Annotated in this window: 30 protein-coding genes and 1 tRNA gene; 16 read left to right on the top strand and 15 right to left on the bottom strand. The window is 69.8% G+C overall.

Annotation, left to right across the window (positions count from 1 at the left end; genetic code table 11):
* From AB0J53_RS03570 to AB0J53_RS03555, 4 genes are read right to left on the bottom strand one after another with little or no spacing between them, the layout of a single operon-like run.
* On the bottom strand, positions 1-726 hold the full coding sequence (locus tag AB0J53_RS03570; protein WP_246643587.1) for a M15 family metallopeptidase: 726 nt from the start codon (positions 724-726) through the stop codon (positions 1-3).
* Positions 727-755: 29 nt separating this feature from the next.
* Positions 756-1,010, bottom strand: a complete 255-nt coding sequence (locus tag AB0J53_RS03565; protein WP_364168309.1) for a hypothetical protein — start codon at positions 1,008-1,010, stop codon at positions 756-758.
* On the bottom strand, positions 1,007-1,423 hold the full coding sequence (locus AB0J53_RS03560; protein WP_357591224.1) for a hypothetical protein: 417 nt from the start codon (positions 1,421-1,423) through the stop codon (positions 1,007-1,009). The genes AB0J53_RS03565 and AB0J53_RS03560 overlap by 4 nt, the downstream gene beginning before the upstream one ends.
* Positions 1,420-3,342, bottom strand: coding sequence for an MDR family MFS transporter (locus AB0J53_RS03555; RefSeq protein WP_364168307.1), 1,923 nt, complete (start codon positions 3,340-3,342; stop codon positions 1,420-1,422). The genes AB0J53_RS03560 and AB0J53_RS03555 overlap by 4 nt, the downstream gene beginning before the upstream one ends.
* 82 nt (positions 3,343-3,424) lie before the next feature.
* On the opposite strand from AB0J53_RS03555, the gene AB0J53_RS03550 reads away from it, so the two are divergent.
* From AB0J53_RS03550 to AB0J53_RS03525, 6 genes are all read left to right on the top strand, one after another.
* Entirely contained in the window at positions 3,425-4,555 is a 1,131-nt protein-coding gene (locus tag AB0J53_RS03550) for a S1 family peptidase (RefSeq protein ID WP_364168305.1), read from the top strand.
* 102 nt (positions 4,556-4,657) lie between these two features.
* On the top strand, positions 4,658-5,035 hold the full coding sequence (locus tag AB0J53_RS03545; protein WP_364168303.1) for a VOC family protein: 378 nt from the start codon (positions 4,658-4,660) through the stop codon (positions 5,033-5,035).
* A complete protein-coding gene (locus AB0J53_RS03540; RefSeq protein WP_364168302.1) occupies positions 5,035-5,403 on the top strand; it encodes a VOC family protein in 369 nt (122 codons plus the stop codon). Before AB0J53_RS03545 ends, AB0J53_RS03540 begins: the two co-directional genes overlap by 1 nt.
* A gap of 32 nt (positions 5,404-5,435) precedes the next feature.
* Entirely contained in the window at positions 5,436-5,873 is a 438-nt protein-coding gene (locus tag AB0J53_RS03535; RefSeq protein WP_364168300.1) for a GNAT family N-acetyltransferase, read from the top strand.
* Between the two features lie 20 nt (positions 5,874-5,893).
* Entirely contained in the window at positions 5,894-6,997 is a 1,104-nt protein-coding gene (locus AB0J53_RS03530; protein ID WP_364168298.1) for a DUF5931 domain-containing protein, read from the top strand.
* On the top strand, positions 6,994-7,644 hold the full coding sequence (locus AB0J53_RS03525) for a response regulator transcription factor (RefSeq protein ID WP_219498686.1): 651 nt from the start codon (positions 6,994-6,996) through the stop codon (positions 7,642-7,644). Before AB0J53_RS03530 ends, AB0J53_RS03525 begins: the two co-directional genes overlap by 4 nt.
* Positions 7,645-7,647: 3 nt before the next feature.
* Here AB0J53_RS03525 and AB0J53_RS03520 read toward each other — a convergent pair whose 3' ends face one another.
* The 5 genes from AB0J53_RS03520 to AB0J53_RS03500 form a co-directional block, all read right to left on the bottom strand.
* Positions 7,648-7,938: a YiaA/YiaB family inner membrane protein gene (locus tag AB0J53_RS03520; protein WP_219498689.1), complete on the bottom strand. Its 291-nt coding sequence runs from the start codon at positions 7,936-7,938 to the stop codon at positions 7,648-7,650.
* Positions 7,939-8,005: 67 nt separating this feature from the next.
* The gene (locus AB0J53_RS03515) at positions 8,006-8,410 is read right to left on the bottom strand and encodes a TIGR03668 family PPOX class F420-dependent oxidoreductase (protein ID WP_364168550.1); all 405 of its coding nucleotides are present in this window, start codon (positions 8,408-8,410) and stop codon (positions 8,006-8,008) included.
* A gap of 19 nt (positions 8,411-8,429) precedes the next feature.
* Positions 8,430-8,657, bottom strand: a complete 228-nt coding sequence (locus AB0J53_RS03510; protein ID WP_219498691.1) for a hypothetical protein — start codon at positions 8,655-8,657, stop codon at positions 8,430-8,432.
* Between the two features lie 216 nt (positions 8,658-8,873).
* A complete protein-coding gene (locus AB0J53_RS03505) occupies positions 8,874-9,341 on the bottom strand; it encodes a hypothetical protein (RefSeq protein ID WP_364168296.1) in 468 nt (155 codons plus the stop codon).
* Positions 9,317-9,568, bottom strand: coding sequence for a hypothetical protein (locus tag AB0J53_RS03500; protein ID WP_364168294.1), 252 nt, complete (start codon positions 9,566-9,568; stop codon positions 9,317-9,319). The genes AB0J53_RS03505 and AB0J53_RS03500 overlap by 25 nt, the downstream gene beginning before the upstream one ends.
* 158 nt (positions 9,569-9,726) lie before the next feature.
* Here AB0J53_RS03500 and AB0J53_RS03495 point away from each other — a divergent pair, with 158 nt between their 5' ends.
* From AB0J53_RS03495 to AB0J53_RS03475, 5 genes are all read left to right on the top strand, one after another.
* Positions 9,727-10,308, top strand: a complete 582-nt coding sequence (locus tag AB0J53_RS03495) for a YdeI/OmpD-associated family protein (protein ID WP_364168292.1) — start codon at positions 9,727-9,729, stop codon at positions 10,306-10,308.
* Between the two features lie 116 nt (positions 10,309-10,424).
* On the top strand, positions 10,425-10,913 hold the full coding sequence (locus tag AB0J53_RS03490; protein WP_364168290.1) for a hypothetical protein: 489 nt from the start codon (positions 10,425-10,427) through the stop codon (positions 10,911-10,913).
* Positions 10,914-10,926: 13 nt separating this feature from the next.
* On the top strand, positions 10,927-11,817 hold the full coding sequence (locus AB0J53_RS03485) for a hypothetical protein (RefSeq protein ID WP_219498706.1): 891 nt from the start codon (positions 10,927-10,929) through the stop codon (positions 11,815-11,817).
* A gap of 5 nt (positions 11,818-11,822) precedes the next feature.
* A complete protein-coding gene (locus AB0J53_RS03480) occupies positions 11,823-12,200 on the top strand; it encodes a YbaB/EbfC family nucleoid-associated protein (protein WP_364168288.1) in 378 nt (125 codons plus the stop codon).
* Between the two features lie 4 nt (positions 12,201-12,204).
* Positions 12,205-12,510, top strand: a complete 306-nt coding sequence (locus AB0J53_RS03475) for a YbaB/EbfC family nucleoid-associated protein (RefSeq protein ID WP_364168286.1) — start codon at positions 12,205-12,207, stop codon at positions 12,508-12,510.
* Positions 12,511-12,591: 81 nt separating this feature from the next.
* Here AB0J53_RS03475 and AB0J53_RS03470 read toward each other — a convergent pair whose 3' ends face one another.
* Positions 12,592-13,731: an MraY family glycosyltransferase gene (locus AB0J53_RS03470; RefSeq protein ID WP_364168284.1), complete on the bottom strand. Its 1,140-nt coding sequence runs from the start codon at positions 13,729-13,731 to the stop codon at positions 12,592-12,594.
* Between the two features lie 36 nt (positions 13,732-13,767).
* On the bottom strand, positions 13,768-14,370 hold the full coding sequence (locus AB0J53_RS03465) for a hypothetical protein (protein ID WP_364168282.1): 603 nt from the start codon (positions 14,368-14,370) through the stop codon (positions 13,768-13,770).
* A gap of 76 nt (positions 14,371-14,446) precedes the next feature.
* Here AB0J53_RS03465 and AB0J53_RS03460 point away from each other — a divergent pair, with 76 nt between their 5' ends.
* The 3 genes from AB0J53_RS03460 (at position 14,447) to AB0J53_RS03450 (ending at position 16,764) form a co-directional block, all read left to right on the top strand.
* Positions 14,447-15,049, top strand: coding sequence for a hypothetical protein (locus AB0J53_RS03460; protein ID WP_364168280.1), 603 nt, complete (start codon positions 14,447-14,449; stop codon positions 15,047-15,049).
* A 39-nt stretch (positions 15,050-15,088) separates the two neighbouring features.
* Positions 15,089-15,634 carry an SMI1/KNR4 family protein gene (locus AB0J53_RS03455; RefSeq protein WP_364168278.1) on the top strand — a complete coding sequence of 182 codons (546 nt, stop codon included), beginning with the start codon at positions 15,089-15,091 and terminating at the stop codon, positions 15,632-15,634.
* 116 nt (positions 15,635-15,750) lie between these two features.
* Entirely contained in the window at positions 15,751-16,764 is a 1,014-nt protein-coding gene (locus AB0J53_RS03450; RefSeq protein WP_364168276.1) for a DUF418 domain-containing protein, read from the top strand.
* On the opposite strand, the gene AB0J53_RS03445 is transcribed toward AB0J53_RS03450, so the two are convergent.
* From AB0J53_RS03445 to AB0J53_RS03435, 3 genes are all read right to left on the bottom strand, one after another.
* Positions 16,759-17,376: a hypothetical protein gene (locus AB0J53_RS03445; protein ID WP_364168274.1), complete on the bottom strand. Its 618-nt coding sequence runs from the start codon at positions 17,374-17,376 to the stop codon at positions 16,759-16,761. The two genes, AB0J53_RS03450 and AB0J53_RS03445, sit on opposite strands and share 6 nt — an antisense overlap.
* 106 nt (positions 17,377-17,482) lie before the next feature.
* Positions 17,483-17,571 (bottom strand) — tRNA-Ser (locus AB0J53_RS03440).
* Positions 17,572-17,787: 216 nt separating this feature from the next.
* Positions 17,788-18,357, bottom strand: coding sequence for a YceI family protein (locus tag AB0J53_RS03435; protein WP_364168272.1), 570 nt, complete (start codon positions 18,355-18,357; stop codon positions 17,788-17,790).
* Between the two features lie 95 nt (positions 18,358-18,452).
* Between AB0J53_RS03435 and AB0J53_RS03430 the strand changes: the two genes are divergently transcribed.
* Positions 18,453-18,935 carry a MarR family transcriptional regulator gene (locus AB0J53_RS03430; protein ID WP_364168270.1) on the top strand — a complete coding sequence of 161 codons (483 nt, stop codon included), beginning with the start codon at positions 18,453-18,455 and terminating at the stop codon, positions 18,933-18,935.
* Here AB0J53_RS03430 and AB0J53_RS03425 read toward each other — a convergent pair.
* Entirely contained in the window at positions 18,904-19,392 is a 489-nt protein-coding gene (locus AB0J53_RS03425; RefSeq protein ID WP_364168269.1) for a SigE family RNA polymerase sigma factor, read from the bottom strand. The genes AB0J53_RS03430 and AB0J53_RS03425 overlap by 32 nt on opposite strands.
* 218 nt (positions 19,393-19,610) lie before the next feature.
* On the opposite strand from AB0J53_RS03425, the gene AB0J53_RS03420 reads away from it, so the two are divergent.
* The gene (locus AB0J53_RS03420) at positions 19,611-20,558 is read left to right on the top strand and encodes a hypothetical protein (RefSeq protein ID WP_364168267.1); all 948 of its coding nucleotides are present in this window, start codon (positions 19,611-19,613) and stop codon (positions 20,556-20,558) included.
* The last annotated feature ends 5 nt before the right edge of the window (positions 20,559-20,563 follow it).

Genomic DNA, 20,563 nt, shown 5'->3' with positions numbered 1-20,563 from the left:
TCAGCCGCCGCCCTTGCTGAAGTGCTGGTAGTCCTTGGTGCCGGACCAGTCGCCGCCCCACTCCCAGCCGACGGCCGCGAAGGCCCGTACGACCTTGTCGCCGGGGTTGATGACGCCTTTGCCCTTCATCGGGCGTTCGGTGTACTTCTCGGCGTTCGGGTGGGCGGTGTCGCCGCCGGCGGTGACGTACGGGTTCTCGCGCGGGTTGAGGTCGATGGCCTCGCCGTAGGCGTGGTTGGACCAGCTCCCGGACCCGGTGGCGCGGCGGCAGTTGAAGGCCGAGGTGTTGTCGGCGTCGATGGAGTCGTAGTCGTCGCCCCGGTAGACGTCGACGAGCTCCATCCGCCGGATCGGCCACCGCCAGTCGTACAGCTTGCGGAAGACGGTGACGACGTCGTCGGTGACGGTCTTCCTGACGACGAGCTCGCCGGTGTGCGGTTTGTCGTCGAAGCCCCAGTAGGACATCGTGATCAGCCGCAGGTCGCGGTAGTGGACCGGGCAGCCGGAGCGCCACGAGTGCCGCAGGCGGTCACGGCTGATGGTGCTGACCTCGGCCTTGAACTCGGGCGGCTCGGTGGCGGTCGGGGTCGGCGTCGGGGCCGGGGTGGCGGGCGTCCGCGTCGTGGGTGCGGCCGGCGGGCTGGGCGCGGAGGACGCGACCGGCGCCTGCCCGCCGCACGCGACGGACGCGAGCATCACGAACGTCATGGCGGCAGCACGCTTCATCTGGCCACCATATGCGACGTCGTGCCAGGTCAGGGTGTACGGTCACCGGTCGGCGAGCCGACGTGCCGCCCCCGGGTGAGCTCGCGCAGGGCGTCGGCCGCGTACACGACCAGGGCGAGGAACGAGACGACGGCGAGCCCGCCGCCGATCCACAGGTCGTTGACGGTGGCGTCGGTGTAGGCGGCGCCGGCGGGCTGGTAACCGATCGCGAACGGCGCGGCCACCAGCCAGAGGCCGGTCAGGAACAGCAGGACGAGGGCGGAGACGCCCAGTTTGGCCTTCATCGGTTCTCCTCGGCGGTGACCAGGGTGACCGAGCCGTTCTGGCGGTTCGGGCGGGCGGTGTGGTTCAGGTCCTCGCGCAGCGCCTCGACGAGTGGCGCGAGCAGGGCGGCGAGCTCCGCGGATGAGGTCTGCGGCGCCGCCGGGGCGGGCTCGGGCTCCGGCTCGGCCTTGCGCTCGCGTACGGTCACGAGGCCGCGTGCGACGAGGTCCTCGTGGATGGCGGCGGCGAAGGCGGCGGCGCCGGCGAGCCCGATGACGGCCACGCCGAGGCCGGTGAAGAACTCGGCGGTGGTCGGATCGGTCCAGTCGGCGTTCGCCGGCTGGGTGCCCAGGGCGAACGGGGCGAGCATCAGCCAGAGGCCGGCCAGGGCCGCCAGGACGGCCGTGACGGCGCCGATGAACTTGCGAATCATTGCGGGATCCCTCCAGTGACGAGGTCTTTGCGCGGCGGCGCGGCCTGCGCGATCAGCGCGCGCGAGGTGGGGCGCAGCACGTTCTGCGCCACCGACCTGGCGCGTTCCGGCTCGGACCGGTCGTCGGGCGGGGCCATCCGGGCGACCGCGGTGAGCAGGGCGGACGGCCGTCCGTTGGTACGCTCCACCCGCTGGGCGACGAGCTCCAGCAGCAGCCCGGCCAGGACCAGGTCGTCCTTGCCGAGCGGCGGGGCGGCGGGCTCGGGCGGGGCCGCGGAGCCGCGCAGCGGCAGCTCCTTGAGCAGGAGCGTGGCGACGAAGCCGAGCAGCGCGATGGGCACGCCGACGATGAACACGGTCTCCAGGCCGCGCGTGAACGCCTCCAGGATGATGTTCTTGATCGGCTCGGGCAGGTGCTGGATCTGGTCGGGGCTGCCGAGCGAGGCGGTGTCGGCGCTGGGCTTCATGCCCGCGGCGCGCAGCATGTCGGCCATCTCGCTGTTGAGGCGGTTGGTGAGGATGGCGCCGAACGCGGCCACGCCGACGGCGCCGCCGAGCGACCGGAAGAACGACACGCCGGACGTGGTCGCGGCCATGTCGCGCAGCTCGGAGCCGTTCTGCGCGGCCAGGATCAGCATCTGCATGGACAGCCCGAGCCCGAGGCCCAGCACGGCCACGTCGAAGCCGATGAGCCATTCGCCGGAGTCGACGTGCAAGCGCGACAGCAGGAACAGCCCGACGGCCACGATGAGCAGGCCGGCGACGGGGAAGAGCTTCCACCTGCCGGTCCGGGTGACGATCTTGCCGGAGACCACGCCGGACACGAACAGCGCGAACACCATCGGCAGCGTCATGAGCCCGGATGCGGTCGGCGACATGCCCTTGACGATCTGCAGGTACTGCGGCAGGTAGATCATCGCGCCGAACATCGCCATGCCGACGAACAGCGAGGCGAGGCTGGTCAGCACGAACGTGCGGTTGCGGAAGAGGCGGGGCGGCAGGATCGGGTTGCCGTGGGTGCGCTCGGCGACCACGGCCAGGGCCAGCATGAGCAGGCTGAGCGCGCCGAGGAAGTAGGTCCAGGGCGAGTTCCACGCGAACTGGTTGCCGCCGAAGGTCAGCAGCAGCATCAGCGCGCTCGCGCTGGCCGTGATGGTGGTGGCGCCCCAGATGTCGATCGTGGTGTCGCGCTTGACCGTCGGCAGCTTGAGCACCTTCTGGATCACGAAGAAGGACACCAGCGCGAACGGCACGACCACGTAGAAGCACCAGCGCCAGCCGAGCCAGTCGGCGTCGACGATGAACCCGCCGAGCAGCGGCCCGGCGACGGTGGAGATGCCGAAGACGGCGCCCATGTAGCCGGAGTAGCGGCCGCGCTCGCGCGGCGAGACGATGTCGCCCAGGATGACCTGCGACAGGGCGGACAGGCCGCCGACGCCCAGTCCCTGCACGGCGCGGGCGGCGATGAGCTGGCCCATGTCCTGTGACAGGCCGGCGACGAGCGACGCCGCGACGAACAGCCCGAGGGCGGTCTGGAAGAGCAGCTTGCGGCCGAACAGGTCCGACAGCTTGCCCCACAACGGTGTCGACACCGTCATCGTCAGCATGGTCGCCGACGCCACCCACGAGTACTGGTCCTGTCCGCCGAGTTCCCCCACGATCGTCGGCAGCGCGGTGCCCACCACGGAGGTCGAGATCATCGAGGTGAGCATGGCGAGCATGAGCCCCGACATGACCTCGAGAATCTCGCGGTGGGTGTAGTGCCGTCCCGCGGGGGTCGCGGTCTGTGTCCGGGCTACCAAGACACCACTTCCCCTCTTAAGTCCGCATTGGAGTATACGCCCGTTTACTAGCCGCTCGGCAAGTGGATATATTCCCGAGCATGGAAGATTCCGGTCTGTGACCGCAAGGGGCCCCATAACTCCGTAATACGGGTCGTTTGGTACGTGGCGGCCGACATACGCAGCGGTAACTTGACAGCACCCCCATCAAGGAGTGCACATGTTCGGTAAACGCTGTGCGCTGGCAGGAACCGCCCTCCTGGCCGCCTGCCTGGCCACTCCATTCACCCCCGCGCTGGCCGCCGAACCGGTCCCCCAAGCGGCACCGGCGGACACCCCGCCGGCCGTCATCGACGCACTCGAGCGTGACCTCGGCCTCACCGAGCAGCAGGTCGTCACCCGTCTCGCCAACGAACAGCGAGCCGCCGCGGTCGAAGCCACGCTGACCGCCTCGTTAGGCGACTCGTACGGCGGCGCCTGGCTGAACGCCGACGCCTCCAAGCTCATGGTCGCCACCACCGACGCGGCCGAGAAGCCGGCCATCGAGGCCAAGGGCGCCGAACCCGTCGTGGTGACCCGCACGCTGGCCCAGCTCGACGGCGTCAAGGCGAAGATCGACCAGGCCCCGCGCAAGGCCCGCTCCGGCGCCTCCCTCTGGTACGTCGACGTGACGACCAACAGCGTCGTCATCGTCGCCGGGCAGCAGCAGGCCGCCGAGGCCCTGGCCGCCGCCGCGGGCGTCGACCGCAGCGCGGTCCAGCTCACCGTCAGCACCGAGAGCCCGCAGCTCTACCAGGACATCGTCGGTGGCGACCCCTACTACATCGGCACCAGCCGGTGCAGCATCGGCTTCTCCGTCACCCGCGGCTCCACCCCGGGCTTCGTCACCGCGGGCCACTGCGGCCGCACCGGCGCCCGGACCAGCAGCCCGTCGGGCACCTTCCAGGGCTCCTCCTTCCCGGGCAACGACTACGCCTGGGTCGCCACGCCCGGCCACAACGCCACCCCGTACGTCCGCGGCGCCGGCGGCTCGCTCGTCGCCGTCCGTGGCTCCACGCAGGCGTCCGTGGGCTCGTCCATCTGCCGCTCCGGCTCCACCACCGGCTGGCGCTGCGGCACCATCCAGCAGCACAACGCCAGCGTCACCTACCCGCAGGGCACGGTCAGCGGCCTGACCCGCACCAGCGCGTGCGCCCAGCCGGGTGACTCCGGCGGTCCGTTCATCTCGAACGGCCAGGCCCAGGGCGTCACCTCGGGCGGCTCCGGCAACTGCAGCACCGGCGGGACCACGTACCACCAGCCGGTCAACGAGATCCTCAGCAGGTACGGGCTGACGCTCAGGACGATCTGACCCGGTCGGAGCCCGGCGGCGCGCCGCCGGGCTCCGATGAGTTTCGGCGGGCAGCCTGGTCTTCATGGGTGACAGCGACATCGACCCGCAAGGAGAGAGACCATGAAGCGGCCCGCACTTGACGGCATGCTCCTGGCCAGCGCCGATCCGCGCAGGCTCGCCACCTGGTACGAGACGGTCCTCGACGCCACCGAGACCGCCGACGTCAACGGCTACCGGGTGCTCACGTACGGGAGTTTCCACCTGCTCATCGACCACCGGACGGACATCTCGGACAAGAACCCCGAGCCCGGCAGGATGATCCTCAACTTCGACGTCGACGACGCCCGCGCCGTGGCGAAGCGGGTGGAGAGCACCGGCGCCGCCTGGCTGGCCGAGCTGGAGGACCGCGACGGCAGCCTGTTCGCCACGGCCATCGACCCGGACGGCAACTACGTCCAGATCATCCAGCTCAGCGACGAGCACAGGGCGGCGATGTGATGTTCGGCACGACCAAGGCATTCAGCGGCTTCTCCGTCGACGACATCGCCACGGCCAAGGAGTTCTACGGCCGGACGCTCGGCATCAGGGTGTCGGAAGAGCATGGCATGCTCACCCTGCACATCGCGGGCGACCGCGACATCCTGGTCTACCCGAAGGAGGATCACGTGCCGGCCACGTACACGATCCTCAACTTCCCGGTCGACGACATCGAGCAGGCGGTGGACGAGCTGGTCCGCCGAGGGGTGCGGTTCGAGCGCTACCCGCACATGAAGACCGACGAGCGCGGGATCTTCCGGGGCGGCGGTCCGCTCATCGCCTGGTTCACCGACCCGGCGGGCAACGTGCTGTCCGTGCTGCAGGAGTAGTTCTGTCGGTGCCGACCGGCACACTCGGGCGCATGGACGTGCGTTTGCGAGATGTCACCGAGGCCGACCTCGGCACCTTCCACGAGCAGGAGTGCGACCCGGAGGCGGTCTCCCGGGCCCGCTGGCGGCCCCGGGAGCGCGAGGCCTTCATGGCCCACTGGAAGGCCAACGTCCTCGGCGACCCCGGCTGCCTCGTCCAGGCGGTGACCGTCGACGGCGCGCTCGCGGGCAACGTGGTGGCCTGGTGGCACGGCGAGCGGCGGTTCGTCGGCTACTGGCTCGGCCGCGAGTTCTGGGGCAAGGGCGTCGGCACGCTGGCCCTGACCCGCTTCCTGGAGCTGGAGCGGGAGCGGCCGCTGCACGCCGACCCGCACGAGGGCAACGCCGGGTCCGTCCGGCTGCTGGAGCGGTGCGGCTTCCGGCGGACCGGCACCGACCCCGACGGCCACGTCATGCTGGTGCTGAGCTGACCCGCCTATAGTCGGGCCACATGGGCATCGAGGGGTCGTTCTGGCGGGCCATCGCGGTCTATCGCTTCGCCTCCCTGGGCTACGCCGCGCTGCTGCTGGCCAGTGCCGGCGGCTACGCGCGGCCCGTCGCCGGGTGGCTCGTCCTCGGCGTGATGGCCGGGTGGACCGTGGCCACCACCATCGCCTACACGACCTCGCGCAGCCGTGCCCTCCTGGTGATCGACGTCCTCGTCACGCTCGGCTGCATGGCCGCCTCTCCGTACGTCCAGGGGGCCGGCGCCGGGCCGGGGGTGATGCCCGTCACGGCGACCTGGGTCGGCGGCCCGGTGCTCGCCTGGGCGGTCCACGGCGGGCGGCGCGCGGGCGCCGTCGCGGCGATCGTGCTGTCGCTCGCAGACCTGTGGCTGCGCGGCCCGCACGGCTTCGACCTCTCCGTCCCGGTCAACGGCGCGGTGCTGCTCATCCTGGCCGGCACCGTCGTCGGCCACGTGGCCAGGCTCACCAAGCAGGCGGAGGAGCGGCTGCAACGGGCCGTCGAGCGGGAGGCCGCCGTGCGCGAGCGCGAGCGGATCGCGCGCGGCATCCACGACTCGGTGCTGCAGGTGCTGGCGCTGGTGCAGCGGCGCGGCCTGGAGATCGGCGGAGAGGCCGCCGAGCTCGGCCGGCTCGCCGGCGAGCAGGAGGCGGCCGTGCGCGAGCTGATCCGCAGCGGTCCTGCCACCGCCGAGGACGACGCCGGCCTGGTCGACGTGGGCGCCCGGTTACGCCGCTTTACCACGCCCACCGTGACCGTCTCGGCCCCGGCCACCCCGCTGCCACTGCCCGCCGCCCACGCCCGCGAGGTCGAGGCGGCCGTCGGCGCGGCGCTCGACAACGTGCGCTGGCACTGCGGAGAGGACGCCCGCGCCTGGGTCTTCGCCGAGGACGACGCCGGATCGATCACCATCACCGTGCGCGACGAGGGCCCCGGCATCCCCGCAGGCCGCCTCGCCGAAGCCGAGGCCGAAGGCAGGCTCGGCATCGCGCAGTCGATCCGCGGCCGGATCGCCGGCCTCGGCGGCACCGTCACGATCGCCTCCGTGCCCGGCCAGGGCACCGAGGTCGAGATTACAGTGACCAGATGACCAGTGCCCTGCGCGTGATGGTGGTGGACGACCACCCGATGTGGCGCGACGCCGTCGCCCGCGACCTGGAGAACGCCGCCTACGAGGTGGTGGCGACCGTCGGCGAGGGCCGCCAGGCGCTGCGCGTCGCCGGCGCCATCCGGCCCGACGTGGTCATCCTCGACCTGCAACTGCCCGACCTGCCCGGCGTCGAGGTCGCCCGCGGGCTGGCCGCCACCGAACAGCCGCCCCGCGTCCTGGTCCTGTCGGCCAGCGGCGAGCACGAGGACGTGCTGGAGGCGGTCAAGGCCGGAGCCTCCGGCTACCTGGTCAAGTCGGCGAGCCGGGAGGAGTTCCTCGACGCCGTCCGCCGCACCGCCGAAGGCGAACCCGTCTTCACCCCCGGCCTGGCCGGGCTCGTGCTCGGCGAATACCGCCGCCTCGCCACCCAGCGCCCCGCCGCCGACGGGCCCAGCCTCACCGACCGCGAGACCGAGGTGCTGCGCCTGGTCGCCAAGGGCCTGTCCTACAAGCAGATCGCCGAACGCCTCGTGCTCAGCCACCGCACCGTGCAGAACCACGTACAGAACACCCTGAACAAGCTGCAACTCCACAACCGCGTCGAGCTCGTCCGCTACGCCATCGAACGCGGGCTCGACCAGGCCTGACGGTCAAAGACTGTCGACCTTGTACGGGTCGTGCTCGGTGAGCAGCTTGTCCAGACGCGCCTGGTCGACCCGGCTGGACATGTGGGCGACCTCCTGCCGGTCACGGATGACCTTGGCCAGGCCGAACGCGGACGTCACCGTATACAGCACCGCGATCGCCAGGAACGCCCGCACCCAGGGGTCGATCGGCAGGAAGACGATGCCGAGCGCCGTGCTGCCGAGCGCCACGGCGAACGAGATGACACTCTGCGCGTAGTAGGCGGCGGTCATGGTGGGCTGGACTGGTTTGGTCATGCCCCCAGAATCCGCCACCGGGCAGGCGAGCACATGAGTACGAGTACCTGAGTACGTGCCGCCGTTCTCAGTAGCGCCAGCCGGACCAGCGGGTCACGGCCACGACGATCACCGGACCCTCCGGGCGTCGGCCCGCGTACTGGTCGTACTTGGCCACCAGCGCGTCGAGCGCCTCGGCACGCTCGGCCTCGTCGGCGATCCGCGCGCTGCCGTCGGCACGCGCCCACCACAGGCGCGTCCAGTCGTCCTCGTAATGGTCGACGAGCAGCGAGACGTTTGGATTCGCGCGGATGTCGCGCAGCCGCCTCAGGTCGGCGGTGCGCTTCGGCTTGTGGTCGACAGCCGTCACGACCCGTTCGCCGAGCACGGCGAACGTCACGGGCACCACACGCGGCATCCCGTCGGAACCGGCGGTGCCCAGCCGGGCGACCCGCGCGGCCCCGAACAGCCGGCGCGCCGTCCCGGCATCCAATCGCACCGCCTGAGCGGTCCTACAGCTTGTACAGCTTGTGGAAAGGTGTCGTGATCCGCTCCTGCCGTGACCCGAAGTCGACGACGACGGCGATCTCGTCTTCCACTCCGATGACGACACCCAGGCCGAAACGGTCATGGGTGACCCGGTCGTTCAGGCTGAGCTGCTCGACCGGTGGAGCGGGAGGCGGGGGTTTGAAGGGACTGGTAGGCAGGTGGCGGCGGGGCGCGCCGCTAGCTGGCTTCACCCCTCCAGTATGTGCCGCCCGGGCCACTACCCGCGACCGGGGGTAGGTTACTTGTCCGTGGTGAACACTGTTCGCACCAGGCTGGAGAAGGCTTGTGGGGCCGAATCCCCCTCCGAATCCGCCTATGTGGTAGGCGTGAGACCCCGCTCCGGCCGGTCCGGCCAGATCCGCTGAACACCGGGCGCCACCGTCATCCCGAACCGGTCCTGACCCGGCTCACCCCAGGCGACCTCCAGCACCCGGTGCCCGCCCGGACGCCAGCAGGGTGTCGACGGGCCTCTGGATTGCCCGCCGTACGGTTCCTCGTCCGGGTCGCATGCCGTGCGTGATCGTACGGCTACGGAGTGAGGACGAGGCGGCCGCGGAGGGGAGTGGTGGCGAGGCGGTGGTGGGCGGCGGCCACCTGGTCGAGGGGGAGGGTGCCGGCGACGCGGAGGGCGAGGGTGCCCGCTTCGGCCGTGCGGGCACGAACAGGTCGGCGCCGAGCCGCCGGACCAGCGGCTCGTCGGCGGCCCCGGCGACCGCGACCACGCGGAGCCCGCGCGCGACGGCCAGCTGGACCGCGAACCCGCCGACGGCCCCGGCCGCCCCGGTCACCAGCAGCGTCTGCCCGTCGTCCAGTCCGAGCCCGTCGAGCGCCTGGGCGGCAATCAGGCCGTTCAGGGGCAGCGTGGCGGCCTCCACGGGCGACAGGCGGTCCCGGCGGCGTCCCAGTCGATGCCGATCACGTCGCGCGCCGGCAGCAGGCCCGCTCCGGTGAGCGCGCCGGACCGGGTGGCCAGGTCGACCGGGTTGACCGTCGCGGCCTCGACCCGGATGCGGACCTGCCCTTCCGCGGCGACCGGCGCCGGGACGTCGGCGATCCGCAGGACTTCGGGCCCGCCGAAGGCCCGGATGACAACGGCACGCATGAAGAATCGCCCCCAGTTCCGGATATTTCAGGAATCGCGGACTACCGTATGGAGAGCGGCTTTCTACCAGGAAGTACGCACTTCAAGGTGCCCTACGTACGCCCGGGTGCGACGATCGAGCCGGGACCGACCCCGTTCCGAAGGAGCGCGTCAAAGCAGTGACGGACAAGCAAGATCTCCCCATCCTCGCCTTCGCCTCCCAGGCCGAGTTCGAGAAGTGGCTCGACGCCGAGCACGTCGTCTCGCCCGGCCTCTGGCTGAAGATCGCCAAGAAGGACTCCGGCATCCCGTCCGTCACGTACGCCGAGGCGCTGGACGTGGCGCTCTGCTTCGGCTGGATCGACGGGCAGAAGGTGAAGTTCGACGCCGAGCACTGGCTCCAGCGGTTCACCCCGCGCAAGCCGAGGAGCCGGTGGTCGAAGGTCAACTGCGGCAAGGTCGAACGGCTCATCGCCGCCGGGGCGATGCGCCCGGCCGGTCTCGCGCAGGTCGAGAAGGCGAAGGCCGACGGCCGGTGGGAGGCGGCCTACGAATCGTCGAGCACGGCGACCGTACCCGATGACCTTCAGGCGGCGCTCGACGCCGACCCCGTGGCGGCGGAGTTCTTCGCCACGCTCGACAGGGCCAACCGTTACGCGATCCTCTACCGCGTCGGCGACGCCAAGCGGCCCGCGACGCGGGCGGCCCGGATCGAGAAGTTCGTCGCGATGCTGAGGGAGCACCAGAAGATCTACCCGTGAGCCCCCGGGCGTGCCGAGGACGGGTAAATGTCGCAATGGTGACGAACGGCTGAACATTGGCTTCAGGGGCACCGAATCACCCCACGGCCTTGATCCAAATTGGTAAAAACGAGGCCGTGTCGACCGATGACCCGTCCTCCCAGGCCGGCACGGTGCCGCCGCCGCTGGTGAGCCCGTGCCCGCACACTCCCGCGTGCCCGCCACCGGTCTGCCTCCCGCCCACCGTGCGCGCGCAGTCGGCGCAGACCGTACAGGCGTCGTCCGCGCCACCGCCGTCCGTCGCCGACCCCGGAGGCGGCACCCCCTCGGGCGGCTACGAGGTCGACGCCTGGTACGTGCGCAAGTTCGCCGGAACGATGGGCGACTCGGCCATCGGCGTCGACAGCGTCAAGCAGTGGACGCCCCGCTTCGAAGGCTGGCACCTGGCCCCGATGGCCGGCATCCCGATCGTCGGGCTGATGTTCGTCAACCGGCTCAACACCATCGCCGACACCTGGCGGGACAGCGCCGGCATCCTCACCGACGTGCTGCGCACCGACAGCGGCAAGATCTCCACCGCCGCCGCGAACTACGTCGCCGCCCAGAAGGCCAGCACCATCAAGTAGGAGGAACCCCGCGATGACCACCCCATCCGGCGAACCGCCGAAACTGATCGTGCCGGGTCAGACCACGCCTCCTGCCGGCGGCCAGCAGTTGCACGTCGCCAACGCCCGGGGCGCCGTGCAGCGCACCATCACCGTCTCGCCGCCGCAGCCGCGCACCGACCCCGGCTTCTACCGGCGGCTGATCTCGCAGCTCAACCCCCTGCGCCAGACCACCCGCAGCGCCATGGTCATCTCCGGCCTCGGCGTCGCGGCACTCGCGCTGGACGTGGCGGCCACCCTCAACATGGGCAACCCGTTCCTGTTCTACGACCGGCGCGAACAGTGGAAGGACATGGCCGGGCAGCTCGAAGGCAGCCGCTCTGACCTGTGGCGGTCGTTCTTCGACGACATCGCGCCCAACTGGAAGGGCCGCGCGGTCGAAACCCTGCAGCAGTACGTGCGATTCAACGTCAACGGCCTCTACAGCCAGCTCGGCAAGATCTCCGGCGAGATGAGCAGCACCATGCACAGCCAGTTCAAGGAGGTGCTGGAGTACGACCTGTCGGTGTTCAGCCTGTACGCCTCCTCCGCGCCCGTGCTGCGCACCATCGCCTCCCTCAGCGCCCACCCGGTGGGCAAGGTCGCGCTGTGGACCCAGGTGGGCGTGTTCATGAGCATGGCGGGGAACATGGTCAAGCAGTTCGCCGACGTGTACAACTCGTACGAAGGTGATCTCAACAAGCTCGAACTCAAGCTCAACGAGCTGCGAGGCGCCTTCTACAAGAGCGGCAACCCCGACATGGGGGCGCGCGACCTCAACCTCACGCCCGCGATCGCCGACCCCTTCCGGCTGAAGGAATACTGGGTCCCGGCCTCCCAGCCGCAACAGCCCCAGCAGCCCAAGCAGCCGCAGGCCACGACATGAGGCACGTGGAATCGTTCGCAGAAGGGCGGCCCGACAACCTCTCCGGGCTGCTGCGCGAGGCCGAGAGCTGGGCCGGCGCGCTGTCCGGGGCGATGAGCGACCTGCAGCAGGAACGGCTGGAAGGCACGGACCCGAGCGGGGCCGTACGCGCCGTGGTGTCCGGCGGCGGGCGCCTGCGCGCCCTGACCATCGACCCGCGCCTCTCCCGCGACCTGGACCACCTGCAGCTCGCCCAGGCCGTGTTGGACGCGATCGCCGCCGCCCACGCCACGATGGGGGAGCGGCTGGAGGAGGTCATCGAGGGCCTGAGCGTCCCGGGCGCCGCCGGCAGCGCGGCCGACCCGCTGGAGGGCTACATCCGCAACGTGCTGAAAGGGCATTGAACGCATGCAGGACGCGAACGCGCGCCTGGAGGAGCTGATCGCCGCCGCCGCACGGGCGGAGGCGCGGGTGGACGAGTGGAGCGCCGCCGAGTTCACCGGCCGGGCCGACGACGGCGGCATCGTCGCCGTCACCGACGCCCTCGGCGCCCTCACCCGCCTGGACATCTCCCCACGCACCCGACGACGCCTGGACGCCACCAACCTCGCCGCCGCCATCCTGCAGGCCATCACCACGGCCGAGGAAGCCGCCACCGCCTCCAGGGACGCCCTGCTCACCGACCTGCACCCAGGACCCCGCACGAAGCCCTGAGGCTCATTCCGCCTCGACCACGAGCCTTCGAGCTGCCGTACGAAGCCGGTCTCCGAGGATGATCCGGGAACTGCCTGGGGCCTATGGGCGCGTTGTGCCCCTGTGTTCCCGTGCAGTTGCGGAATCACTTGCGGCGCGCAGGCGAGGGTGAAGGGTGGCCGCCAGGACCAGCAGCGCGAACACTACTGCCACCAGGAGAACGACCAGCGGAACACCGCCCAGGGCGAGGGCCACCACGCCGAACGTGAAGATGCCGGCCCAGGCGTAGAGAATGAGCACCGTCCGGGTGTGGGAGTGTCCGCTGTCCAGAATGACGTGGTGAAGGTGCCCCCGATCCGGGGCGAACGGGGATTTCCCGTGGGACGTCCTGCGTATGACGGCGCTCAAAAGGTCCACGAGAGGCACGGCGATCAGCGCGACGGGCAGGATGAGCGGAATGACCATCGGAAAGCGGTTCACCTCGGCAACCGCGTCCGGCGCGATATCCGATGTCACCAGCACCATGGAGGTCGCAAGCACCAGCCCCAGGAGCATGGAGCCTGTGTCGCCCATGAAAATCCGTGCGGGGTGGAAGTTGTGCGGCAGGAACCCTAGGCAGACGCCGATCAGAATGGCGGACATGATGGCGGTCACCTGAATGCGGTCGCCGCTCAGATGCTGGGAAAGCATGATCGAATAGAGCCATACCCCTGCCGCGGCTATCGTCGTTATGCCTGCGGCCAGGCCGTCGAGCCCGTCGACGAAGTTCAGCGAATTGATGATGGCCACCACGATGCCGATGGTGACTATCGTGCTCAGCGTGCTGTCGAGTATGTACGTCGCCCCGTTGGGAAGCGGTATCCACGGTAGCCTGATCCCGAAGAAGGACAGCACTCCACCTGCGGCGATCTGCCCGCAGAGCTTCGTGAGTGAGCCGAGACCCAGCCAGTCGTCAAGAAAGCCGAGAGCCACGATGACGACGCAGGAAATGATCAGCCCGTAAAGGAATTCGCTGTCCGCGAGCTTGGCGCCCGACTTGTCGAGCTGAGCGGCGATCAGAAGGGTCGTCACCAAACCCGCGCACATGGCCAGCCCGCCCAGCCGGGGCGTCGGGGTGGCATGCACGTCACGCTCTCTGACCTCGGGCATCGCGCCTATGGAGACGGCGAATCTGCGAACGAGTGGCACGAGGATGTACGTCGCCACCGCTGCCGTGAGAACGAGGTACAGATATTCGCGCACGCCGTGCAGTGTTTCACGCCGACCGCCTCCCGATTCTCAGTCGAGCTGCGGGCGTTGGCCGGAGGGGTCCCATTCGATGGTGACGAGTCCGCCATATTGCTTGGCCATCCGGCGGCGTAAGCCCTGATCGAAGGCATTGGTCTGGAGGACGATCCGGTTGAGCTCCGGCCTGATTCCCATGCCCCACACTTCAGGCTCGTCGATCGGTCCGCGTTCCGCCTCCATCAACGCGGTGAGTTCCGCCTGGCTGTTCTCCACCGGCCGGACCTGGGGCACGATCACGTACGGAACGGGTTTCCCGTCCGACCGGCTCACCCCGGAGATCGGCGGCGAGGCCAGCGCGCGTCCTCGCGCGGTGACGTAGGGGGCGACCAGCCGGTACGGCTCGTACAGGATGTACGGCGGAGCCAGATCGTGCGGGTGGAGCTCGGCCCGCCGCAGGGCGGCTTGCTGGGCGTCCTGGAAGGGCTCGATGCCCTCGTGCGACCGGAGCAGCACGGGTGAAACCGGTTGGTAGTAGACCTCGGCGGCGTCGCTCGTCGCGGGCTGCACGATCACCCGCCACCCGCCGGGCAGGAACTCAGGCGCCGCCGTGACGGCGTACACGGCGAACAGCGCCAAGATCGCCTTCAGTCGCATGCGCGCCGAGTGTAGGCCCGCCCCGACTCTCCGGTGCCCTGACATACTGGATCCTCAGGCTCTTACGCTGCGCCTCATGGACAACGGCGAAACACATCCCCGGCTGGCGGACATCACTGCGGCGCTGGACACGGTGCTCACCACCATGCGAGCTGCAGGCGCCGACATCACCTACCGCCTCGGGGGTACGAGCGCGGCCCTTCTTCAGGGGGTTCACCTTCCTGTCGGTGACATCGACCTTCTGGTGGCGCGACGGGAGGACGTCGACACGTTCGGCGCCGCGCTCGCCTCGTTTCCCTGCCTTTACGCTGCCTCGTGGATTGCGGAGTCCTCGCAATACTTCGCCAGGTACGAGGTGCGCGGGGTCAAGGTGGAGATGAGCACCGTTGAGAAACCGTTCGACTCCGACGGGATGGAATGCATCGGGCGCGGCCCGTGGCAGCACTACGTATGGGTCGCATGCGGCTCGCACCGGGTGCCCGCGGTCCGGCTGGAGCTACGGCTGGCGACGGAGCTCGTACGGGACAGAGCCGACCGGTACGAGCCCCTTCTCCGCCACCTGAGCGCGCACGGGTGTGAGGTGGACCTGCTGGATCGAGCCATGAGGGACCAGGGGCTGTCAGCGGAACGCCGGCGCTTCGCCTGGGATCGCCTCCACCGCTCTGCTCCCTCCGCCTGACAGCCGAGAATGTCGGGGCCGGATGGCAGCATCATCGCTGTGACGAACTTGGACGATCTTCTTCAGCGGGTGCGGGCGAAGGCGTACGCGACCGCGGAGCAGCAGCTACCTCCCCCTGCCACGGCTGAGGAGATGGCGAAGGCGGAGAGCGCCCTGGGGTTCGGCCTTCCTCCTCTGCTCGTCCGGCTCTACCGCGAGGTGGCCAACGGCGGCTTCGGCCCCGACTACCAGCTCCTTCCGCTCGTGGGTGAAGGCCGTACCGCGGTCAGTGTCTACCGCGAGGAACGCGAGGAGCTTGCGGACGGGGCTCCGCACTGGCCTGCGGACGTCCTGCCGGTCCTCGACTGGGGGTGCGGCATGTTCGCCGCCGTGGACTGCCGCAGCGCCGAGGGCGCCGTGCTGCTCTTCGAGCCGAACGGCGTCGACGACGGGTGGTCCCAGGCGTGGTACGTCGACGCCGAAGGGCTGGCCGGCTGGCTGGAGACGTGGCTTTCTGGGACGGGCTGGTACGAGGAGGACGCCGGCGAAGACGGCGGGATGCGGCCGTGGGAGGCGGCCCGGCAACGCCTTTCAGCGACCAGCTGACCTGACCGGCTGTGCCTCGTCCTCAGCTCGAACCGGCCGAAAGGACGATCCCGGGCGCGCCGGATCCTGCTTTGGACCGGTGCCGTCCCCCGGGAGGCCGTACAGGATGAGGCCCCATGCCACGCGAAGACCTCCCCGAGGCCCCGTCCAGCCGCCGCCTCCCGTCCCTGGGGCGGCCCCGGATCATCGCGCTCGACGTGCTGCGCGGGTTCGCGCTGTGCGAGATCCTGCTCGCCAACATCCAGCTCATGGCCACCGGCGCCTCCGCCGTCGTGGTGCAGCCCATGGGCGACTGGGACCCCTGGCTGGGGTTGCCGATCTTCTCGCTGCTGTTCGGCATCGGGTTCGCGCTGCTGCTGAACTCCGCCGCGAACTGCGCCCCCCGCCCCCGCCTGGTCCTGCTGCGCCGGCTCCTGGCGTTGCTCGCGATCGGTCTCGTACACATGCTGCTCTGGCCAGGCGAGATCCTCACCATCTACGCCCTCGTCGGCATGCTGGTGCTGCTGCCCTCGACCTGGCTGCCGCGGTGGGCCCTGGCCGGCCTCGCCGCCGCACTCATCCCGGCGGCGATGATCTTCGGCATGGGCGGGCCCCTGCTGATCGCCGGGCTGTTCGTCCTGGGCTCGGCCCTGGTCCGATATGGCGTGATCGAGCGGATCGAGCAGTCCACCCGAGGGCCGCTCCTGCTGGGCCTGCTCTTCGCGGCGGCACTGGCTACCGCCCTGTGGGCGAAGGCCGGCCTGCGGGCCGTGGGCGCCACGACGCACCTGCCCTCCGTGACGAGCCTCGCCGACCTGCTGCTCGTCGGCGTGTACGTGTGCGGCCTGCTGCTCCTGCTCCGAACGCCGCTGCGACCGGTGCTGCAGTTCGTCTTCGCGCCACTGGGCCGGATGGCGCTGACCAACTACCTGACCGCCACACTCCTCGTACTGGCGGCCAGTCGTGTCCTCGGCCTGCCGATCGGCCAGTCCTTGGAGACGGCGTACTGGACCGCGGGGGCCATCCTTCTGACCCAGTGGCTGTTCAGCGCCCTCTGGCTACGCCACTACCGCCAGGGGCCCCTGGAGTGGCTCTGGCGCTGGACCACCTGGCTGCACCGCCCACGCCTCAGCCGAGCTAGGACGTCATGAACCGGAGTCGTGGCCGGCGCCGACAGAGGGAATGCCTACCTTGGCCGCGAACTCAGCGGTGAAGACGACCATGACATCGTCCGTGCCCAGGTGGTAGACCTCGGCTGGCGGCCATTCCGCCGGGCTCGCGACGGCTATCCACACGGCCTCCTCCCGCGAGCACAACCTGATCGCGTTCGGCGTCGGGAGGCCGCTCTCGGAGTCTGAGGACCAGGCGATATCGACGCGGGTGACTTTTCTGCCGACGAGGCCCGACCAGCGTGGGTGATCCGTCACGTCCACCGCCGCCGACCCGCCGGGCTGCCCGATCATCCGCAGGTGAGCGGTCATCGGCTCAGGGAAGACTTCAAGCCCGAAGTGGTCGAAACTGCTGCCCCACACAGCCGAGAAGCAGGCACCACAGTCGGTGAACAGTTCCACCCCCATGGTGGGTTGGTGCCACGTCCCGAAGTCCCACTCCTCGACGTCGCAACCGTCGTCGCCGCCCATCAACGGGTAGTAGACGACCCTCTGGATACGCCGACCTCGCAACATGGCAGCCGTACGTTCGTACTCCGCCTGGGTCAGCAACGATGACGACATCGGTACAGCATCACCCGAGACGGGCATCATGGGCCAACGCATATCCGCTGGGCACGACCCGGCCGGCCAGTCACAGCACACGTCGAAAAAATCAAAAGGCCCTCTCCCCGTTCAAGGGGCGAGGGCCTTTCAGCTGCGGAGGATCGGGGATTTGAACCCCGGATGGTGTTGCCACCAAACCGCATTAGCAGTGCGGCGCCATAGACCTGACTAGGCGAATCCTCCTGGTAGCCACGTGGCTCAGGACAGCGTACCGGCCTTCTGGCAGTGCGGCAAAGCGGTTCCCGTCACGCGTCCCCGCGCGACCGCCCCGCCGCTGTCCAACCAGTGTCCAACGAGTTGTCCACACCCTGTGGGTAACGGGCTGTGGACAAAGCCCGCTCCTGGTCAGGAGCGGGCTCAGGGCTGTGGATAACCCCCCGCTGTGGACAACCGCGAAGCCTAGGCGGCAGCCGCCGGGTTCGCCTCGCCCTCGATCTCGACCTTGATCTTCTTGCCGACCAGGACGCCGCCCGTCTCCAGGGCCTGGTTCCAGGTGAGGCCGAAGTCTTCGCGGTCGAACTCGGTGTTGATGGAGAAGCCCCAGACGGCCTGGCCCCACGGGTTGGTGCCGGCGCCGCCGTACTCGACCGTGAGCTCGACCTCCTTGGTGACCTCGCGGATCGTGAGGTCGCCGACGACGGTGAACTCGTCGCCCGAGTGGTCGGTGACGCGGGTGCTCCTGAAGGTGATCTCCGGGAACTTGTCCACGGCGAGGAAGTCGTCGCTGCGCAGGTGGCCGTCGCGGTCGGCCACGCCGGTGGAGATGCTCTCGGTCTTGATCGTGAGCTCGGCGGACGAGTCCAGCGGGTTCTCGGCGATCGTGACGGAACCGGAGAAGGTGGAGAAGTTGCCGCGTACCTTGCTGACCATCATGTGCTTGACGACGAAGCCGATGGTGGTGTGGGCGACGTCGAGCGTGTAGGTGCCGGCGGCGGGGACGGTCAGGCCGTTCCAGGTGCGGGTGCTCATGGGGTTCCCTCCGATGGAGCTTGTTGTGCGGACGTTTGCGCCAACAAATTTCTACACGAGGAATATTCCGCGCGTCAACCAACGTCCGTTAGGGTATGAGCGTGACGAACATTGACGACCCCAGGCTGACGGCCATGGGCCTGCTGGCGGAGGTGCATGCCGGGCTGACGGCCAGGATGCAGCCGGTGTTCAGCGCGGCCGGGCTGTCGGACGTCGACTTCGAGACCCTGGTCAGGCTGGGGCGTTCGCCGCGTCAGCAGCTCCGGATGACCGATCTGGCCGCGCAGACCGGCCTGTCCACGAGTGGCGTGACCCGCGTGATCGACCGTTTGGAACGTGACGGCCTGGTCTCCCGCGAGGCGTGCGCCACCGATCGGCGCGCCTCCTACGCCACGCTCACCGGGCCCGGCCGCGACAAGCTGGAAGAGGTGCTGCCCCGCCACCTGGAGGACATCGACGAGTGCCTGACCGGGCTGCTGAGCTCCGCCGAGCTGGAGACGTTCCTGGCCACGCTGCGCAAGATCCGGCAGGTCGTACGGCCCTGCGCTACGGCCGGGGCAGACCCAATTCACTCCTGAGCTTGGCCATGGCCCGCGACACCGTGCTCTTCACCGTGCCGACGCTGATGCCCAGCGCGCTGGCGATCTCCGGCTCGGTCATGTCCTCGTAGTAGCGCAGCACGATGGCCGCCCGCATCCGCTCGGGCAGCTTCTGCAGGGCCAGTTCGAGCCGCTCGTGCACGTCGCCGCAGGCTTCTACCGGCGTAACCACCTCGGGCAACTCGTCGGACGGGTACTCTTCCAGCTTGCGCCGTCGCCACTGGGAGATGTTGATGTTGACCATCGCCCGACGCACGTACCCGTCGAGCGCCCCCCGGTCCTGGATGCGGTCCCATGCGAGGTATGTCTTGGTCAGTGCGCTCTGCAGGAGATCCTCCGCATCCAGAGGGTGTCCGGTCAGCTGCTTGGCGGCACGCAGCAGCGCAGGGCCGCGCGTCATCACGTACTCGCGGAACTCCTCGTCGAATCTCTGCATCCCGGCCAGAATCCCAGCCCGGGGCCGCATTCAGGCAGAACCGCAATTCAGGATTCGGCCCGCCGTGGATAAAGGTCAGTCAAGGTCGGTGGCAGTTTGTATGACGCCGGATGTCATCTCCTTCCCCGGGGGATGCGTATTTTGCTCCCGTGTGCGGTGGAAGGCCCTGGCCCAGCCGCATGCGTGTGACTCTGGTACCCGGGACGAGGGAGGGGCGGATGGGCTTTCCTGATGTTGAGCGTCGCCGGGTGCTGGCAGCGGCGGCGCTGGGGCGCGAGGCGACGACGCCGGGCCCGGGGCCGGAGGGGGGCGAGCCCCTGCGCGCGGTCACCGGCGAGATCCTCGACGTGAGCCCGCACATGATCGCCGTCGAGACCCCGGACGGGAGGCAGGAGCGCCTGGTCATCGCGCCGTGGGCGACCGCGTGGCACGGCGGCGACGTCGCCCCGGCCGACCTTCCGGTACGGGCCACCGTGCTGATGAGGGCGTTGCGCGAGGGCAAGGTCGTCGAGCGGATCTGGGCCGACACCGTACGCCTGACCGGCACCATCGTGTCGATCGAAGGCCGCAAGGACGTCACCGTGGAGCTCGACTGCGGCCCGCACCGGGGCCGCCGCACGATCGTGATCCCCTACCGCGCCACGGGCCGGCTGCGGGTGCGCCATCCCCAGTTCGAGCCCGGTTACCTGTTCGACGCGATCGGGGTCAGGAAGGACGGCGCCACGCTGGCGCTGCTGCCCGCCACGTCGCAGCCCGCTTACCCGGCGCGGGCCGTGCCGCCGCCACCGCCGTCGTACGCCGGCGCCCAGGCGCGCATCGCGGGCACCATCACCTGGTCCGACGTGTTCGACGGCGAGGAGCGCGGCGCCGCGTACCCGATGGTGGAGCGCTCGGACGCGGGCTGCCCAGACGCGGGCGTGTCCTGCGCGGCGCTGCCGTACCTGGCGATCGGCTCGCTGCTGCAGATCCAGAACGTGTGCGCGAACCGGTCGGCGGTCGTGCCGATCGTCGCGTGCGGGTGCGTGGCCGGGCGCTTCTGCGACCGGTGTGTCGAGTGCGGCACCTCGCCACGCGGCCGGATCACCGAGCTCTCCCCGGCCAGCTACGTGGAGCTGGGCGGGGACCTGATGAACGGGTGTTTCAACGCGCAGATCGGATTGGGGTGACACAC

The sequence above is a fragment of the Nonomuraea sp. NPDC049725 genome, assembly GCF_040674795.1.
In the GTDB taxonomy this organism is placed as follows: domain Bacteria; phylum Actinomycetota; class Actinomycetes; order Streptosporangiales; family Streptosporangiaceae; genus Nonomuraea; species Nonomuraea ceibae.
This window is presented reverse-complemented; position numbering and strand designations above follow the sequence as displayed.

Bases quoted from the DNA above. Each gene is read 5' to 3' on its own strand.
- AB0J53_RS03465 (WP_364168282.1), bottom strand. From the start codon at position 14,370: ATGCGACTGAAGGCGATCTTGGCGCTGTTCGCCGTGTACGCCGTCACG.
- AB0J53_RS03570 (WP_246643587.1), bottom strand. From the start codon at position 726: ATGAAGCGTGCTGCCGCCATGACGTTCGTGATGCTCGCGTCCGTCGCG.
- AB0J53_RS03460 (WP_364168280.1), top strand. From the start codon at position 14,447: ATGGACAACGGCGAAACACATCCCCGGCTGGCGGACATCACTGCGGCG.
- AB0J53_RS03450 (WP_364168276.1), top strand. From the start codon at position 15,751: ATGCCACGCGAAGACCTCCCCGAGGCCCCGTCCAGCCGCCGCCTCCCG.
- AB0J53_RS03530 (WP_364168298.1), top strand. From the start codon at position 5,894: ATGGGCATCGAGGGGTCGTTCTGGCGGGCCATCGCGGTCTATCGCTTC.
- AB0J53_RS03425 (WP_364168269.1), bottom strand. From the start codon at position 19,392: ATGCAGAGATTCGACGAGGAGTTCCGCGAGTACGTGATGACGCGCGGC.
- AB0J53_RS03525 (WP_219498686.1), top strand. From the start codon at position 6,994: ATGACCAGTGCCCTGCGCGTGATGGTGGTGGACGACCACCCGATGTGG.
- AB0J53_RS03545 (WP_364168303.1), top strand. From the start codon at position 4,658: ATGAAGCGGCCCGCACTTGACGGCATGCTCCTGGCCAGCGCCGATCCG.
- AB0J53_RS03540 (WP_364168302.1), top strand. From the start codon at position 5,035: ATGTTCGGCACGACCAAGGCATTCAGCGGCTTCTCCGTCGACGACATC.
- AB0J53_RS03535 (WP_364168300.1), top strand. From the start codon at position 5,436: ATGGACGTGCGTTTGCGAGATGTCACCGAGGCCGACCTCGGCACCTTC.
- AB0J53_RS03445 (WP_364168274.1), bottom strand. From the start codon at position 17,376: ATGATGCCCGTCTCGGGTGATGCTGTACCGATGTCGTCATCGTTGCTG.
- AB0J53_RS03520 (WP_219498689.1), bottom strand. From the start codon at position 7,938: ATGACCAAACCAGTCCAGCCCACCATGACCGCCGCCTACTACGCGCAG.
- AB0J53_RS03430 (WP_364168270.1), top strand. From the start codon at position 18,453: ATGAGCGTGACGAACATTGACGACCCCAGGCTGACGGCCATGGGCCTG.
- AB0J53_RS03555 (WP_364168307.1), bottom strand. From the start codon at position 3,342: ATGGGGCCCCTTGCGGTCACAGACCGGAATCTTCCATGCTCGGGAATA.
- AB0J53_RS03560 (WP_357591224.1), bottom strand. From the start codon at position 1,423: ATGATTCGCAAGTTCATCGGCGCCGTCACGGCCGTCCTGGCGGCCCTG.
- AB0J53_RS03500 (WP_364168294.1), bottom strand. From the start codon at position 9,568: ATGCGTGCCGTTGTCATCCGGGCCTTCGGCGGGCCCGAAGTCCTGCGG.
- AB0J53_RS03485 (WP_219498706.1), top strand. From the start codon at position 10,927: ATGACCACCCCATCCGGCGAACCGCCGAAACTGATCGTGCCGGGTCAG.
- AB0J53_RS03565 (WP_364168309.1), bottom strand. From the start codon at position 1,010: ATGAAGGCCAAACTGGGCGTCTCCGCCCTCGTCCTGCTGTTCCTGACC.
- AB0J53_RS03550 (WP_364168305.1), top strand. From the start codon at position 3,425: ATGTTCGGTAAACGCTGTGCGCTGGCAGGAACCGCCCTCCTGGCCGCC.
- AB0J53_RS03475 (WP_364168286.1), top strand. From the start codon at position 12,205: ATGCAGGACGCGAACGCGCGCCTGGAGGAGCTGATCGCCGCCGCCGCA.
- AB0J53_RS03420 (WP_364168267.1), top strand. From the start codon at position 19,611: ATGGGCTTTCCTGATGTTGAGCGTCGCCGGGTGCTGGCAGCGGCGGCG.
- AB0J53_RS03435 (WP_364168272.1), bottom strand. From the start codon at position 18,357: ATGAGCACCCGCACCTGGAACGGCCTGACCGTCCCCGCCGCCGGCACC.